Source organism: Type-E symbiont of Plautia stali, from assembly GCF_059731115.1.
Genome location: NZ_AP035906.1, coordinates 1,863,614 through 1,877,651, shown reverse-complemented (window position 1 = coordinate 1,877,651; position 14,038 = coordinate 1,863,614). Strand labels below are relative to the sequence as shown.

Sequence of the window (14,038 nt, the reverse complement as noted above, 5' to 3'; positions counted from 1 at the left end):
ATCCTTGTAAGTCCAGGTTTTTATTCGCTGCGCAATTCAATCTGCTTCAGGTAGTTGCGCTTCTTTTTATAAGTGCCCTTGATGTCGTGCATCACAGGGTTAACCTTCACCACCCTTGCGTTCTCCTTATGAACGAGAGAGTAAGCTCGATTGACTTATGCGCCCCTGCGGTGTGCAGGCACTGGCATAAATTGGAACGGACTTTCAAAGCCCCAGTTTGATAAACCACACTTATGATTCAATCGTATAAATAATGGAGAAAAGCATTAAGACCCGACTTTTCCTGTAAGTTCGCGCACGAATATAAAGTAATCAGTGGACCTAAAGCAACATCCTGATACGATCTCTTATTGCTGATTTCTATAAGGAAATTCTTAAATTTGGCTTTAAGTCATTGTTAGATGGCTCATAATTTAGTCAGAAATATCTGAAAAAAATTTTTGAGAAAATTTATTCTCAGGCGGTCACTTCATTCAAATGAGGACAAACCAGTAAGCAAATATAACAACTTTCTCCGAGGGATTATTTTGGAGGGGCGATTGCCGTGATCGTTGCGCCCGGTACACGTTGCCGAGGTTAAGGGGGGGGGAAAGCGCCACCGCTATCTCTGTTTCACAAATAGCACTCAGTTTGGGACACATTTTCCTCTCTATCAGAGATGCCGGCAGATCTGGGCTTTAACCGAAAGGATATAATTCATTGCATTAGCGGGTTGCTATTAATGGAAAAAAGCAAAAGTGGTCATGTAGAATTATAAGAAATCGTCCTTAAGCTAAAACCTCATGACATTAAATAATGATTATTTAGGACTTCACCATCCTAATTCGACGCCAAAACCGAAGTCTGAGTCCATGCCGATAACGGATCGCAATCTCGCGCTCTGGTATCGGCAGTTTGGCGATCCTGTTGATGTACTGACGCTGGAATCCTCCTCTTTATTCCCTTGTTCCGCTGACCTGCTGCGCGTGCAAATGCACTATGCGCCAGTGAACGCATCTGATCTGATCCCGATTACCGGTGCTTATCGTCATCGTGTCGCGCCGCCACAGGTTGCTGGCTACGAAGGCGTGGGCACCGTGATCGCCGCGCCCTCTGCTTACTCACATTTAGTGGGGCAACGCGTGTTACCGCTGCGTGGTGTGGGCTGCTGGCAACGTTATGTGGATATCGATCCACAGCTCGCTATTCCGGTCCCATCGGATATTACGAATACGCTGGCCGCACGCGCCTATATCAATCCGCTGGCCGCCTGGCTGATGCTGCAGCAATGGCCGGTCAGCGGTAAAAATGTCCTGATCACTGCCGGTGGTTCCGCCTGCGCACTTTTGCTGGCCCAGTGGGCGAAACTGCACGGTGCACGACGCGTGGTGTTGGTGTATCGCTCGTCAGCACATGTAGAAAAGTTGGACGCCCTCGGCCTGACTGCGTTGCAGGAGACTGCGCGGGAAGCGATTGAAGCAGTGAGTGCGCAAACCGATATCGTGTTTGATGCGGTCGGCGGCGATGTGGGGCAGTTGATCTGGCGAACGCTAGCTGAGCACGCACAGTTTGTGACTTATGGAGTATTGAGCGGCACGCCAGTAAAAGTGAATGCTATCCGTCCGGCGCTGCACTGGTTCCATGTGCGGCACACCTTAGGTGATATTGGCGCGGCACTGTGGCAACAGCTTTTCTCAGAAGTCTGGCCGTTGCTGCGCGACAGCGAGTGTGGTGAGGTGGAAATTTTCCCATTGAGCGAGTGGCGCGCGGGTATTGAGAGTTATCACCAGTCGGGTCGTACGCGCAAACCCCTGCTGTGTCTGGACGAGTAAAGAGAGGCTGAGCAGCCTCTCTGTTCAATCGATTATTTGGCCGCAGCCTGCAGCCAGGCGACCACCAGCGGGGATAGCCGATTTTGCAGCGCCGCCCGTTCTGACTGGAACAGCGTCGCGACAAAGAACGGATGATCGGTCAGTTCAACACCGCGTACGTCACGATCCAAATCCCATGAAGTAATCTTTAGATTATTAGTGGCCAGCGCGTCACTGAATTCCGGGTTCACGCCGAAATTGCAGTGATACCCTTCATCACTTTCCAGCGCGCCGTAAGCTTGCGCAATCCGTGAGCCCGGTTCGAAAGTCACCGTGCCACGCTGTTCCACCAGCGAACAGGCCAGCGGCGCAATCACCCAGCGCCCACTTTCATCGGTTTCCGCATGCCCGGCATCTTCCCAACCCAGTACATTGCGGGCGTACTCCACCACCGCATACTGGAAACCGCCACACGAACCGAGGAACGGTTTGTGGTTTTCACGCGCCCAGCGGATCGTCGCAAAGACACCTTCGTCGTTGAGATACGGGCTGCCCGGCACCACCCAAATGGCATCGTAATCGTTCCAGTTGTGTTGATGGATGTCTGGGGTGGCGATCCAGTCGGCGGTGACGTCGAGCGAGAGGGATTTTGCGGCAAACTGTACAGCAGGAGGAATGGCTTGATGTGCAACGGCATTGGCACGGTAATCGCCAACAAGGGCGACACGAACTGACTGCGTCATGGCTACGTCCTTTTAGGGAAAAAACGAGGTTACAGCAAACATCACGACCTGTCTAAGCGCATTTCAGCGCGATATCACTCACTTTCGTTTTCGCGCGTTTTGGTTATAGCCTGCTTTTTATACGGCTAAACATTCATCTTTGTGGTGATTAACTCGACAGATGTTGAACACGAAATCGTTTACTTCTTTTACGGTTTTAATTAATTCGTGATTTTGTGCGCAGGATCAACAAATTAGCCATTTGGATACTTTAGTCAGCCTATTACGCTCAACTATCAAGCAATTGTGCTTAGTAAATGTACATTCACGGTCTTTATATTGGTATAATTTATCATCTATAGCGTTATGTTCTGTAAAATACACCTTAAGCGGTTTATATCAGGAAAATGATCCTAAGGATCTCCAGTTAGCATGATTATTCTGGTATAATGCCACACAGCAATATTTAACACTGATTTACAACTTCTTATAACGGCATTAACCCTACCTGTTACAAGTATTTCAGCGTGCAAAAAATGCTTGCCCTGTTGGCCTGATTCAGCCAAATTAGGCGCCGTTTTTCCTTTCTAATAACAATGTTGCGCGGGATTACTCAGCCCGACGCAGACTTAATTCCTGTCGTAAAACAGGATATGTATAAACTGAGGTACACGTGTCAACTGCAAACAAACACACTGGCGAGGCAGTAAGCCTCAACGCGTTCAAGCAACCGAAAGCGTTTTATCTGATCTTCTCCATCGAACTGTGGGAGCGTTTCGGCTACTACGGTCTGCAAGCCATCATGGCCGTTTACCTGGTGAAACAGCTGGGCATGTCCGAAGCGGACTCCATTACCCTGTTCACCTCGTTCAGCGCCCTGGTTTACGGCATGGTCGCGATTGGCGGCTGGCTGGGCGATAAAGTATTGGGTACCAAACGCGTGATTGTGCTCGGCGTGATCGTGCTGGCGCTCGGTTATGCACTGATCGCTTTCTCAGGTCATGACACTGCGATGGTGTACGTCGGTATGGCGACTATCGCCGTGGGTAGTGGCTTGTTTAAAGCCAACCCTTCTTCTCTGCTGTCTACCTGCTACGAGAAAGATGATCCGCGCATCGACGGTGCGTTCACGATGTTCTATATGTCGATCAACATCGGTTCTCTGTTCTCGATGATGCTGACACCGTGGTTGGCTGCACATTACGGCTGGGGCGCAGCGTTCTCGCTCTCCGTGGTGGGTCTGGTGATTACCTTACTGAACTTCCTGTTCTGCCAGCGCCTGGTGAAAAACTACGGTTCTAAACCGGACTTTGCGCCACTGAATGTCAGCAAATTGCTGATGACGCTGGTAGGTGTGGTGGCGCTGGTTGCCATTGCCGCCTGGTTGTTGCATCACCAAAGCATTGCGCGTATGGCACTGGGCGTGATTGCCATCGGCATCGTGCTGGTGTTCGCGAAAGAAGCCTTTGCCCTGCAGGGTGCAGCACGCCGTAAAATGATCGTCGCCTTCCTGCTGATGCTCGAAGCGATTGTGTTCTTCGTGCTCTACATGCAGATGCCAACCTCATTGAACTTCTTCGCTATTCGTAACGTTGAGCATGCCATTCTGGGCATTACCTTCGAACCTGAACAGTTCCAGGCACTGAACCCGTTCTGGATCATGCTGGCCAGCCCGATTCTGGCAGCGGTTTACAACAAGCTGGGCGACAAACTGCCTATGCCACACAAGTTCGCGATTGGTATGGTGCTGTGCTCTGCTGCGTTCCTGGTGCTGCCATTTGGTGCCAAATTCGCTAACGATGCCGGTATTGTGTCTGTGAACTGGTTGATCATCAGCTATGCACTGCAGAGTGTGGGCGAACTGATGATTTCCGGTCTTGGCCTGGCAATGGTGGCGCAGTTAGTCCCACAGCGTCTGATGGGCTTCATCATGGGTTCCTGGTTCCTGACCACGGCGGGTGCTGCAATGATTGCCGGTAAAGTGGCGAATCTGATGGCCGTACCGAATAATGTGACCGATCCGCATGCTTCACTGGAAGTTTACAGCCATGTGTTCCAGCAGATTGGTATTGCGACCGGTGTGATCGCTATCCTGATGCTGATTACCGCGCCACTGCTGAACCGCATGACGCAGAGTGATGCTTCACAGCCTGAACTGAAAAGCGCTAACGCCAATCAGTAATGAAGGTGATGTGAATAAGCCGGGCAAACGCCCTAATGCCAGTCAGTTAAGCCTGACTGGCATTTTTTCTTCTGGCTGTCGGATATTTATAGGGTCTCTCTTTCACCACCCTTGGGAACGAGCGCTCCCGTCGTCCCGGTAGTCTGACCATCTCTGCTATCGAACTTACGTCCTTTACCAGTTCCGGGATACGCCCAGGCGATGCGCCTTCAAGTGTCCAGAGCAGTTTCATCACCCACGCTGTCGATTCCCTGAAGCTGAGCTGGTTAGGCCAGTATCCCTTCAGCGTTGAGGCCATTCTTATCATCTGATATCTCACCAGATTGTAGGCCAGCAGCACGCCCCACAGCTCCTGTCTTATCATCTCCGGCTTCCTGCTGCGAAGCGTGAGCCTGCTGTCCTGGAGACCCTGCTTTATTTCACGATATCCCAGCTCTATCTCCCAGCGATGACTGTAGAGATCCGCTATTTCTTTACCCGGGTAACGCATCGCATCCGTCATCGACGTCAGGAACCGCCACGTCCGGCCTTTTATTTCCCGGCTTATCATCCTCATCTCTGTGTGCGCCGCCAGATGTGGCCATTTCTTCCGTGAATGAGCGGAGGTTTTTACCCGGATAAGTATGTCTCCCTTCCCCAGACGACGTACCTCTTCGTACTGCAGGTCTTTACGTGCCGCTATCATCCAGTGACGATTTTCGCCGGCCTCATGCCAGGCGCTAAGCAGACCGAATGACGTGTAGCCCTTATCGAAGAGGGTCAGGCTGTTGTCGCACGCGCGTTCAATGAGACCTTCTGCCAGCACCATCTCATTCTCGTTCTGGCAGCCCATCGCGGCGCCGCTGATAAGATGGCTGGTGAGTTCCATCAGGCAGACCATGCGAACCTGCGGATAAGGAGAGGCGCCTGCCACCGTGCCTGAACGGACGAAAGCCTTCTCATTATCAGGTGTTTCTGGCGTGCGCCAGACAACGCCGTCAACAGCGTACAGCGTCAGACCACACCAGTCAGGGTGGGAAGTCTGTGCATTCCAGAGCTCGCTGCTCTGTTCGAAAACCCGCCGTACAGCGTCGTCCCCCAGCCGCTGCCTTGCCTGCACTACGGCACTGGGCGCAACGAAAGGACGGTTTCCCGGTAAAAGAATATCAAGGCGATTAACGATGGCGTGAAGGGGTTCTTTGCGCTCAAGGGCCATGCCGATGAGACACCAGACCATCATATCTGTAGTGAGTCTGCGCTTACGGAGCATGACCGTGCCAGCTTCCTCAAGGCAGCGGCTGATGAGCGCAGGGTCAAGAACATCCGCGAGCGTATTCAGAGGATTACGAAGAGAATCGTAACGAGAGACGATATCAAGGGCCTGACTGAGCTGCATAAAAAAATCCGGAAACGAAGCGTTTCCGGATTCTTACACAGCCACTGGATCGTTCAACTGATCCTTAACTGATCGGCATTAGGGCAAACGCCCGGCTTTTTTATTTCCTGTTACTCATTTCTTTCCACCGCTTTAACGTTTCCTGCTGCCAAAGCTTCGCTTTTTATCCACTTCCCCGCATGATGACGGCTTCCTGTTAAACGTGCTGGAATCATCATGGATAGATTTGAAGAACTTCAGGTATTTGTCGCGGTGATTCAGCAAGGCAGCCTGGCGAGTGCTGCACGTTTTTTACAGCGCTCCCCTCCCGTTATTACCCGCACATTGAATGCCCTCGAGTCCCGGTTGGGCACGACCCTGATTGAACGCACCACTCGTCAACTGGCGCCCACAGAAGCGGGCTGGCAGCTGTTCGAACGGGCTCAGCAAATATTAGGTGATTATCAGCACGCGCTCGATAGCGCGCATCACAGTGGCCTGCAGGGGCTGCTGCGCATCACCGCACCCGTGCCTTTCGGCCGCCGCCATATCATGCCGCTGGTGAATGCCTTCTTGCAGCAACATCCCGAGATGCAAATCGAAGTGGTGCTGAGTGACAGCTATCAGGATCTCATTGAGAACGGGTTGGATATCGCGCTGCGCATTGGCGAATTACAGGATTCTTCAATGGTGGCACGTAAAGTAGGCAGCGTGCGTTCGACCTTGGTGGCGAGCCCAGAATATCTCCGGCTTGCAGGTGCTCCCGTCCATCCGGCAGAGCTACAGCACCATACGGTGGTCACCAGTTTGCGTAACACACGTGAATGGCGCTTTGCCCAGGATTTACGCGTGCGCATTTTGCCTCGTCTGCGCGTAAACGATATTGAAAGCCAGCTGGAAACGCTACGTGGCGGTCAGGGGATTGGACGTTTGCTGTCGTACCAGGTGCTGGATGATATTCGTGATGGCAAACTGATCCGTTTATTACCCGAGTGGGAGCCTGCCCCCTTGCCGGTACAACTGGTCACACAGCGGGTTAAAAACATGACGCCTAAGGTGCGTCAGTTCTGGGACTATGCGCTGGAACAATTGCCTGCGCTACCTTGTTTTACGCAGGAAAAGTTTAAAGCGGACCGTAATTCCTGATCGCGGTCACTGGTAAAAAATTTTCGCAGATTTATGCTAATTCGATCACAACCACACTTCCAGGAGAAGCCATGATGAAACTCTATTGCAAGCCCGGTGCCTGTTCGTTGTCACCGCATATTGTTGCGCGTGAATGCGGGTTGGACTTTACCCAGGTCAATGTTGATCTGCAGAAAAAGGTCACCGAGCAGGGAGAAGATTACTGGCAGATTAACCCCAAAGGACAGGTTCCAGCGCTGCAGTTTGATGACGGCAGCTTGTTAACCGAAGGCGTTGCCATTGTGCAGTATCTGGCGGACCTGAAGCCGGATCGCAATTTACTGGCACCGACCGGCAGCCTGACGCGCTACCACACCCTTGAATGGCTGAGCTTTGTCAGCAGTGAGCTGCATAAAACCTTCTCGCCGCTGTTCCGTCCGGACACGCCGGAAGAGTACAAAGCGATTGTACGGGCGCAGTTAGAGAAAAAATATCAGGCGGTGAATGAAGCGCTGCAGGATAAGCAGTGGCTGATGGGACTACGTTTCACCGTGGCCGATGTCTACCTGTTTGTGGTCACGCGTTGGGCAAAAGCCATCAAGTTGGATTTGAGCGGGTTAACGGCGCTTGAATCCTGGTTTGATCGCGTGGCGGAGCGCCCTGCGGTGCAGGCAGCATTGAAGGCGGAAGGTTTGGTTTAAGCCGATTCAGGCGCACTCTGTGCGCCTGTTTTGCCTCGTGTCTGCAGGCCACCGGGTGGTCGCCTGCAGATTTCGCAGCCGTTACAGCTTCTCAGCAGCAAAGTGCTGAGTCGGTTGTGCAATCGCATCCTGCGCTGCCACCAGTTGCAGCTCGTACTCGCCCATCTCGTGAGTTTTCAGCATCACTTCATAGACTGCAGCGGTAACGTGTTCCAGTGCATCCTGTAACGATTTGCCGTGCAGCAGATCGACCAGCAGCAAACCACTGGTGAGATCGCCCACGCCCACCGGCTGACGAACCCCGAAATCCACCAGCGGACGGCTGATATGCCAGCACTCATCAGCGGTGACCAGCAGCATCTCAAAGCGATCGCTGCGACGTCCGGCACGCGCCAGATGTTTCACCAGCACCACTTTCGGCCCTTGCGCCACTAACGCGCGTGCCGCCACTACCGCCTGCTCAACATTCGTCACTTCGTGGCCGCTGAGCATTTCCAGCTCCAGCAGGTTCGGTGCGATGATATCGCTGGCTGGCATCGCCATCTTGCAATGGAACTCCGCGACGCCAGGCGCCACAATGCAGCCCTTCTCGGGATGGCCCATCACCGGATCGCAGAAGAACCAGGCGTTGGGGTTAGCGGCTTTCACCTGACGCACGATCTCCAGAATCTGCTCGCCCTGCTCAGCAGACCCTAAATAGCCGCTCAGCACCGCATCACAGGTCTTCAGACGGTCAATCGCCGCAATGCCTTTGACGATGTCGGTGAGATGCGTAGCGGGCATCACAGTACCGGTCCAGTGACCGTATTGCGTGTGATTAGAAAACTGTACGGTGTTTAACGGCCAAACGTTTGCGCCCATACGGCGCATGGGGAATTCGGCGGCGCTGTTACCGGCGTGGCCGTAAACCACATGAGACTGGATTGCGAGGATATTTTTCATTATTGCCCTGTACTGCCTTGCCATAAAAAAGGGCCGGAAACCGGCCCTCGAACCTTACTGCCAGTTAATCAGGCAGTAGTGTTTTTTACCGCGACGCAACAGCGTGAAGCGACCAAACAGTTTGTCGCTGTCGCTGAAACGATACTCGGCGTCAGATTGTTTTTCACCGTTTAGCGACACGGCGTTAGAACCGATCATGGTACGTGCCTGACCACGAGATGGCACCAGTTCAGCCGCCACCAGCGCCTGCTGCAGATCGTCTTCCGCTTTCAGGTTAATCACTGGCATACCGTCCTGCGCTAACTGCTCGAAGTCCGCTTCGGTCATCTCGGTCAGGCTGCCTGAGAACAGGCTGTCGGTAATACGTTTTGCCGCCGTCAGACCCGCTTCGCCGTGCACCAGACGTGTTACCTGCTCTGCCAGCACGTATTGGGCGCGTGGCGCTTTACCGCTGTTCTTGTCTTCTTCTTCCAGCGCATTGATCTCTTCAATGCTCATAAAGGTGAAAAACTTCAGGAAGCGATACACGTCAGCATCGGCGGTGTTGATCCAGAACTGGTAGAATTTGTATGGGCTGGTTTTCTTCGCATCGAGCCACACTGCGCCACCTTCGGTTTTACCGAATTTGGTGCCATCAGATTTGGTGATCAATGGAACGGTCAAGCCCCATGCCTGCTGCTGATGCAGACGGCGCGTCAGATCGATACCTGACGTGATGTTGCCCCACTGGTCAGAACCGCCAATCTGCAGCACCACATCGTGACGCTTGTTCAGTTCCGCAAAGTCGTAACCCTGCAGCAGGTTGTAGGAGAACTCGGTGTAAGAAATACCCTGATCTTCACGGTTCAGACGCTGCTTCACCGCTTCGCGGTTGATCATCTGGTTCACCGAGAAGTGCTTACCGATGTCACGCAGGAAAGTCAGCACGTTCATGCCGCCAAACCAGTCGTAGTTGTTCGCTGCGATAGCACTATTATCACCGCAGTCGAAGCTGAGGAAAGGCGCCACCTGGTTGCGGATCTTCTCAACCCATTCGCCCACGGTATCCGCGGTGTTAAGTTTACGTTCTGCTGCTTTAAAGCTGGGATCGCCAATCAGACCGGTGGCACCACCCACCAGCGCGACCGGCTTGTGTCCGGCGTCCTGAAAACGTTTCAGGCAGAGCAGCGGCACCAGATGGCCCAAATGCAAGCTATCAGCGGTCGGATCGAAGCCGCAATAGAGTGCAATTGGCCCTTGCGCCAGTCGCTCTGCTAACGCTTCCTCGTCCGTTACCTGGGCGACTAAGCCCCTTTCTTGCAATTGTTGTATCAGGTTACTGCTGGTCATCACTGACTCCAAATTGATCAGACTGCACCTAGGCTGGTACACAGCTTTCCGCTGAGATGCGGATACGAAAAAAATGAGGGCTATAGCATAAAGCGCTGACGCCAACTGCGCCAGCGTTGAAAGGGGGTAAAACGCAGTTTTACGGCGCTAAACGGTCAATCGTCCAGCCGTTGCCTTCACGTTGGTAGAGGAAGCGGTCATGCAGGCGATGTTCGCCGCCCTGCCAGAACTCCACGGTATGGAATTTGACGCGATATCCGCCCCAGAAACTGGGTAAAGGCACTTCGCCTTGCTGGAATTTTTGCTTAAGTTCAAGGAACTTGCCTTCCAGCACACCACGCGCCGAAATACGGCTTGATTGCTTCGACACCCAAGCACCGATCTGGCTATCCCGTGGGCGGCTGCTAAAGTATTTCAGCACTTCCAGTGGCGACAGTTTTTCCACTTCCCCTAATACCATCACCTGGCGTTCAAGAAAGTGCCATGGGAAATGCAGCGAGATGCGCGGATTGTCCGCCAACTGCAGCGCTTTGCGGCTGCCCAGATTGGTGTAAAACACCATGCCTTGTTCATCGTAATGCTTCAGCAACACAATACGCTGATAAGGCTGGCCGCTGCTGTCAACGGTGGCGACGGTCATTGCTGTAGGATCGGGCAATTGGGCATCGCACGCCTGCTTGAGCCAGTGTTCAAACAACGCCAGCGGATTGTCTGGCAGATCGTTACGTCTAAGCCCGCCGCGAGTGTACTCACGGCGCAAATGGGCAATGTTTTGCAAGCTGTCACTGTCGCTCATGCTGATTCTCTTCGTTACTGGGCGGACGTATCCGCATTTTGCAATTCACAGTCATTAATCACGATTTTGTCATTACGCTCAACAAAAGCGCCATTGCCTTTCGACCAGAAGACATAAGTGCCGTCGCTGTAGCGCGCGCCGGAAGCTGATACGGTTTGGGTTAAGGTGAGCGGTTTACCATCCAGAATAAAGCTCACCTGCTGCTTCGGATTGTCCAGTGTCACCGTTAACGGTAATGTGCCGCACTGATAGCGCAATGTCTGTGGTGTAGGCTGCTCTTTGTGCATCATGCCGCAGCCACTCATCGTGACGACACAGCTCAACAGAATAACGATTTTTTTCATCTTTCACTCCTTAACGTGTCAATCGGGCATTCGCCGGATAAATGGCGCCCAATACACTCATTTCCCGTGCACCGGTGACGGCAGGCAAATTGCCTGGCAAACCGGACAAGGTGCGAAACGCCAGCCAGGCGAAGGCCAACGCTTCCATATCATCACCACTGATCCCGGCGTCATCCGTCGTCCCCACTTCAGTACCCGGCAAATGGGCCGCCAGCCGCGCCATCAGCAATGGGTTGCGACTGCCGCCACCACACACCAGCAGGCGATCGCAGCCATCATTGAGCTGAACTTGTTGAGCAATGGTCAATGCGGTGAGTTCGCTGAGTGTGGCCTGCACATCCTGCGGTGCCAGCGCCGGGAAACGCTGTAATTGACGTTCAACCCAGCCGAGATTGAAGTATTCACGACCGGTACTTTTCGGTGGTGGCAGCGCGAACCAGGGGTCGTTGAGCATTTCCTCCAGCAGTGCAGGCACCACCTGACCACTGCGCGCCCAGCTAGCATCCTTATCATAGGGCACGCCCTTATGACGCCAAATCCAGGCATCAATCAACATATTGCCAGGCCCGGTATCAAAGCCACGCACAGGCTGACCGGGGATCAATAATGACAGATTGGCAATACCGCCAATGTTGAGCACCATGCGCCGTTCAACGCTGTCCATCAACAGCGCCTGATGGAACGCGGGAACCAGTGGCGCGCCTTGTCCGCCTAAGGCCATGTCGCGACGACGAAAATCGGCCACCACGGTAATTCCCGTGGCGGCGGCGATTTGATTGCTGTCCCCAATCTGTAGCGTATTCGGGGCGTCGCTCTGCGGCTCATGCCACACGGTCTGACCATGACAACCTATTGCCATGATGTCGCTGGCTTCCAGCGATTGCTGCTGCATTAGCGTTAACACCGCTTCGGCAAATAGCTTGCCCAGCCGTGTATCCAGTTGGCCGAGTTGCGACAGCGTCAGCGATTGCCCCTGACAGATTGCCAGCACCTGTTGCCGAATCTCCTGCGGCATCGGGTGACAATAGCTGGCCTGCTGCGCGACCATATGATTATCAATCACCGCCAGTACCACATCGACACCGTCGAGGCTGGTGCCGGACATCACACCAATATAGCGTCCTGATTTCATAGCGGTTCCTTACTCACGCGCGAGTCTTCAATTCGATTCTGTTTAGCCTGGCAAATATCAGCGGCTAATTCTATGATAAAATTCCGCTTCTCAACCGCACCGCACACGGCATTTCAGCGATAAAATATTTTCAGCACGAAATTGAATTTTTGTTGAGGGGCAATGGTCTATCCTTCGCCTCAGCCGCGTATTATTTGGACATAGAGTCAATTGCCAGCTTTCTGTCTTATACTCTTGCTGTAGAGGACGAGAACATGGCGTTTTTTTGCATTAAGGAGCTTTCTGATGATTAAGCGTTTTGTAGCCGTGGCACTGACCGGCCTGACGCTGGCAGGTTGTGTCAGCAATGACACCCTTTCCGGTGATGTGTATAGCGCCAATGAAGCCAAACAAGTACAAAGTGTCTCATACGGTACTCTGGTGTCGGTTCGCCCGGTTAAAATCCAGGGTGGCGATGAAAATAACGTGATTGGCGCGATTGGTGGTGCGGTGCTGGGTGGTTTCCTCGGTAACACCATTGGTGGTGGCACCGGTCGCAGCCTGGCCACAGCAGGCGGTGCGGTACTTGGCGGCGTAGCAGGCCAGGGCGTGCAGGGTGCGGTCAACAAGTCTGACGGTGTTGAGCTGGAAATCCGTAAAGACGACGGCAACACCATTATGGTGGTGCAGAAGCAGGCCGCAACCCGTTACTCAGTGGGTCAGCGCGTCGTCATGGCGTCGAATGGCAGCCAGGTGACCGTTTCACCACGCTAAGCGAACAGATAAAAAAAACCGACGCCAGCGCGTCGGTTTTTTTATTTCTCGCGGTTTTGGAACTCGAGAATGTTTTTTTCCAGTCGAGCAATCAGCGTGACCATTTGATTAATCTCTTCGAGGCTGATGCCCGAAAGGATGTCATCGCGGGTCGCATCAATCACATTTTCAACCTGCTCGATAATCGGCTCGGCCTGCTTCGTCAACTTAATGCGTTTGGCACGACGGTCGTTAGCACAGGTGGCACGCGTGATGAGTCCCTTCTCTTCCAACTGATCCAGCGTACGCACCAGCGAAGGTTGTTCAATACCAATGGCTTTGGCCAGCTGGATCTGCGACTGCTCTGGCGGAAGTTGATGAATATTGTGTAACGTCACCCAATGCGTTTGTGTCAACTCAAGCGGCTTCAAACGCTGGTCAATCAAGGCACGCCAGATGCGTACCAGCCGAGACAGGTCTGTACCGAGGGGCGTATCCATTTCATCTCCTTATAATTAGCTTGCTAGCTATCAAGCCAGATTTTACACTATTCTGCGAGTTTACAGGACAAATTACAAATCCCAGGCCAGACGGCACGCTCTCTTCTACGCTAGTTTGAGAGAGAACCTGGGACAATGAAGGATGAAGACACGTGTCCATTACCGCACTTTCCGCCACCGCTCCGCTTACCGACCTGGTATTTGGTGCCTCGCTGTTCTTTCCGCCGCTGTTTAAAGCTGTGCTGCTGGGTTTCTTTTTCTGGTTACTGATTCACCCGTTGCTGCGCGGCTGGATGTACTCCGGCGACATCTGGCATCCCACCTTAATGGATCTTTCCCTGTTTGTTCTGTGCGTCACTGGCGCACTGTGGATACTGAGCCTCGGATAA

The 14,038-nt window shown here is 53.1% G+C and carries 14 protein-coding genes; 6 read left to right on the top strand and 8 right to left on the bottom strand.

Annotation, left to right across the window (positions count from 1 at the left end):
• The first annotated feature begins 851 nt into the window (after nucleotides 1–851).
• Nucleotides 852–1,811 carry a zinc-dependent alcohol dehydrogenase family protein gene (locus AC6I8L_RS08665; protein WP_064511372.1) on the top strand — a complete coding sequence of 320 codons (960 nt, stop codon included), beginning with the start codon at nucleotides 852–854 and terminating at the stop codon, nucleotides 1,809–1,811.
• A gap of 32 nt (nucleotides 1,812–1,843) precedes the next feature.
• Here the strand turns inward: AC6I8L_RS08665 and AC6I8L_RS08660 are convergent, their stop codons facing one another.
• Entirely contained in the window at nucleotides 1,844–2,533 is a 690-nt protein-coding gene (locus AC6I8L_RS08660; RefSeq protein ID WP_058962471.1) for a CTP synthase C-terminal region-related (seleno)protein, read from the bottom strand.
• 652 nt (nucleotides 2,534–3,185) lie between these two features.
• Here AC6I8L_RS08660 and dtpA point away from each other — a divergent pair.
• Nucleotides 3,186–4,694, top strand: coding sequence for a dipeptide/tripeptide permease DtpA (gene dtpA, locus AC6I8L_RS08655; protein WP_058962472.1), 1,509 nt, complete (start codon nucleotides 3,186–3,188; stop codon nucleotides 4,692–4,694).
• A gap of 46 nt (nucleotides 4,695–4,740) precedes the next feature.
• On the opposite strand, the gene AC6I8L_RS08650 is transcribed toward dtpA, so the two are convergent.
• Nucleotides 4,741–6,069, bottom strand: a complete 1,329-nt coding sequence (locus AC6I8L_RS08650) for an IS4 family transposase (protein WP_498014405.1) — start codon at nucleotides 6,067–6,069, stop codon at nucleotides 4,741–4,743.
• Between the two features lie 216 nt (nucleotides 6,070–6,285).
• On the opposite strand from AC6I8L_RS08650, the gene AC6I8L_RS08645 reads away from it, so the two are divergent.
• Both AC6I8L_RS08645 and gstA read left to right on the top strand, forming a co-directional pair.
• Nucleotides 6,286–7,194: a LysR family transcriptional regulator gene (locus AC6I8L_RS08645; protein WP_058959767.1), complete on the top strand. Its 909-nt coding sequence runs from the start codon at nucleotides 6,286–6,288 to the stop codon at nucleotides 7,192–7,194.
• A 74-nt stretch (nucleotides 7,195–7,268) separates the two neighbouring features.
• Nucleotides 7,269–7,874 (top strand): glutathione transferase GstA, encoded by a 606-nt coding sequence (gene gstA / locus AC6I8L_RS08640; protein ID WP_196250085.1) that lies wholly within the window; start codon nucleotides 7,269–7,271, stop codon nucleotides 7,872–7,874.
• A gap of 81 nt (nucleotides 7,875–7,955) precedes the next feature.
• Here the strand turns inward: gstA and pdxY are convergent, their stop codons facing one another.
• The 5 genes from pdxY to anmK all read right to left on the bottom strand — a co-directional run bounded on the left by pdxY (nucleotide 7,956) and on the right by anmK (nucleotide 12,417).
• Complete coding sequence (pdxY, locus tag AC6I8L_RS08635) at nucleotides 7,956–8,819, bottom strand: pyridoxal kinase PdxY (protein WP_201785665.1); 864 nt, start codon at nucleotides 8,817–8,819, stop codon at nucleotides 7,956–7,958.
• A 51-nt stretch (nucleotides 8,820–8,870) separates the two neighbouring features.
• Nucleotides 8,871–10,145 (bottom strand): tyrosine--tRNA ligase, encoded by a 1,275-nt coding sequence (gene tyrS / locus AC6I8L_RS08630; protein ID WP_058959765.1) that lies wholly within the window; start codon nucleotides 10,143–10,145, stop codon nucleotides 8,871–8,873.
• A gap of 139 nt (nucleotides 10,146–10,284) precedes the next feature.
• Nucleotides 10,285–10,941 carry a pyridoxamine 5'-phosphate oxidase gene (gene pdxH / locus AC6I8L_RS08625; protein WP_045834198.1) on the bottom strand — a complete coding sequence of 219 codons (657 nt, stop codon included), beginning with the start codon at nucleotides 10,939–10,941 and terminating at the stop codon, nucleotides 10,285–10,287.
• A 14-nt stretch (nucleotides 10,942–10,955) separates the two neighbouring features.
• Nucleotides 10,956–11,285, bottom strand: a complete 330-nt coding sequence (locus tag AC6I8L_RS08620) for an MliC family protein (RefSeq protein WP_058959764.1) — start codon at nucleotides 11,283–11,285, stop codon at nucleotides 10,956–10,958.
• 10 nt (nucleotides 11,286–11,295) lie between these two features.
• Nucleotides 11,296–12,417 (bottom strand): anhydro-N-acetylmuramic acid kinase, encoded by a 1,122-nt coding sequence (anmK, locus tag AC6I8L_RS08615; protein ID WP_058959763.1) that lies wholly within the window; start codon nucleotides 12,415–12,417, stop codon nucleotides 11,296–11,298.
• 285 nt (nucleotides 12,418–12,702) lie between these two features.
• On the opposite strand from anmK, the gene slyB reads away from it, so the two are divergent.
• Nucleotides 12,703–13,170, top strand: coding sequence for an outer membrane lipoprotein SlyB (slyB, locus tag AC6I8L_RS08610; RefSeq protein ID WP_034821586.1), 468 nt, complete (start codon nucleotides 12,703–12,705; stop codon nucleotides 13,168–13,170).
• Between the two features lie 41 nt (nucleotides 13,171–13,211).
• On the opposite strand, the gene slyA is transcribed toward slyB, so the two are convergent.
• The gene (gene slyA, locus AC6I8L_RS08605; protein WP_034821588.1) at nucleotides 13,212–13,649 is read right to left on the bottom strand and encodes a transcriptional regulator SlyA; all 438 of its coding nucleotides are present in this window, start codon (nucleotides 13,647–13,649) and stop codon (nucleotides 13,212–13,214) included.
• Between the two features lie 152 nt (nucleotides 13,650–13,801).
• On the opposite strand from slyA, the gene AC6I8L_RS08600 reads away from it, so the two are divergent.
• Complete coding sequence (locus AC6I8L_RS08600; protein WP_038647264.1) at nucleotides 13,802–14,038, top strand: DUF1656 domain-containing protein; 237 nt, start codon at nucleotides 13,802–13,804, stop codon at nucleotides 14,036–14,038.

What these genes read in the sequence shown, in the direction of transcription:
- slyA (WP_034821588.1), bottom strand. Translation starts at nt 13,649, where the DNA reads ATGGATACGCCCCTCGGTACAGACCTGTCTCGGCTGGTACGCATCTGG.
- pdxH (WP_045834198.1), bottom strand. Translation starts at nt 10,941, where the DNA reads ATGAGCGACAGTGACAGCTTGCAAAACATTGCCCATTTGCGCCGTGAG.
- tyrS (WP_058959765.1), bottom strand. Translation starts at nt 10,145, where the DNA reads ATGACCAGCAGTAACCTGATACAACAATTGCAAGAAAGGGGCTTAGTC.
- gstA (WP_196250085.1), top strand. Translation starts at nt 7,269, where the DNA reads ATGAAACTCTATTGCAAGCCCGGTGCCTGTTCGTTGTCACCGCATATT.
- AC6I8L_RS08620 (WP_058959764.1), bottom strand. Translation starts at nt 11,285, where the DNA reads ATGAAAAAAATCGTTATTCTGTTGAGCTGTGTCGTCACGATGAGTGGC.
- AC6I8L_RS08660 (WP_058962471.1), bottom strand. Translation starts at nt 2,533, where the DNA reads ATGACGCAGTCAGTTCGTGTCGCCCTTGTTGGCGATTACCGTGCCAAT.
- slyB (WP_034821586.1), top strand. Translation starts at nt 12,703, where the DNA reads ATGATTAAGCGTTTTGTAGCCGTGGCACTGACCGGCCTGACGCTGGCA.
- AC6I8L_RS08665 (WP_064511372.1), top strand. Translation starts at nt 852, where the DNA reads ATGCCGATAACGGATCGCAATCTCGCGCTCTGGTATCGGCAGTTTGGC.
- AC6I8L_RS08645 (WP_058959767.1), top strand. Translation starts at nt 6,286, where the DNA reads ATGGATAGATTTGAAGAACTTCAGGTATTTGTCGCGGTGATTCAGCAA.
- anmK (WP_058959763.1), bottom strand. Translation starts at nt 12,417, where the DNA reads ATGAAATCAGGACGCTATATTGGTGTGATGTCCGGCACCAGCCTCGAC.
- AC6I8L_RS08650 (WP_498014405.1), bottom strand. Translation starts at nt 6,069, where the DNA reads ATGCAGCTCAGTCAGGCCCTTGATATCGTCTCTCGTTACGATTCTCTT.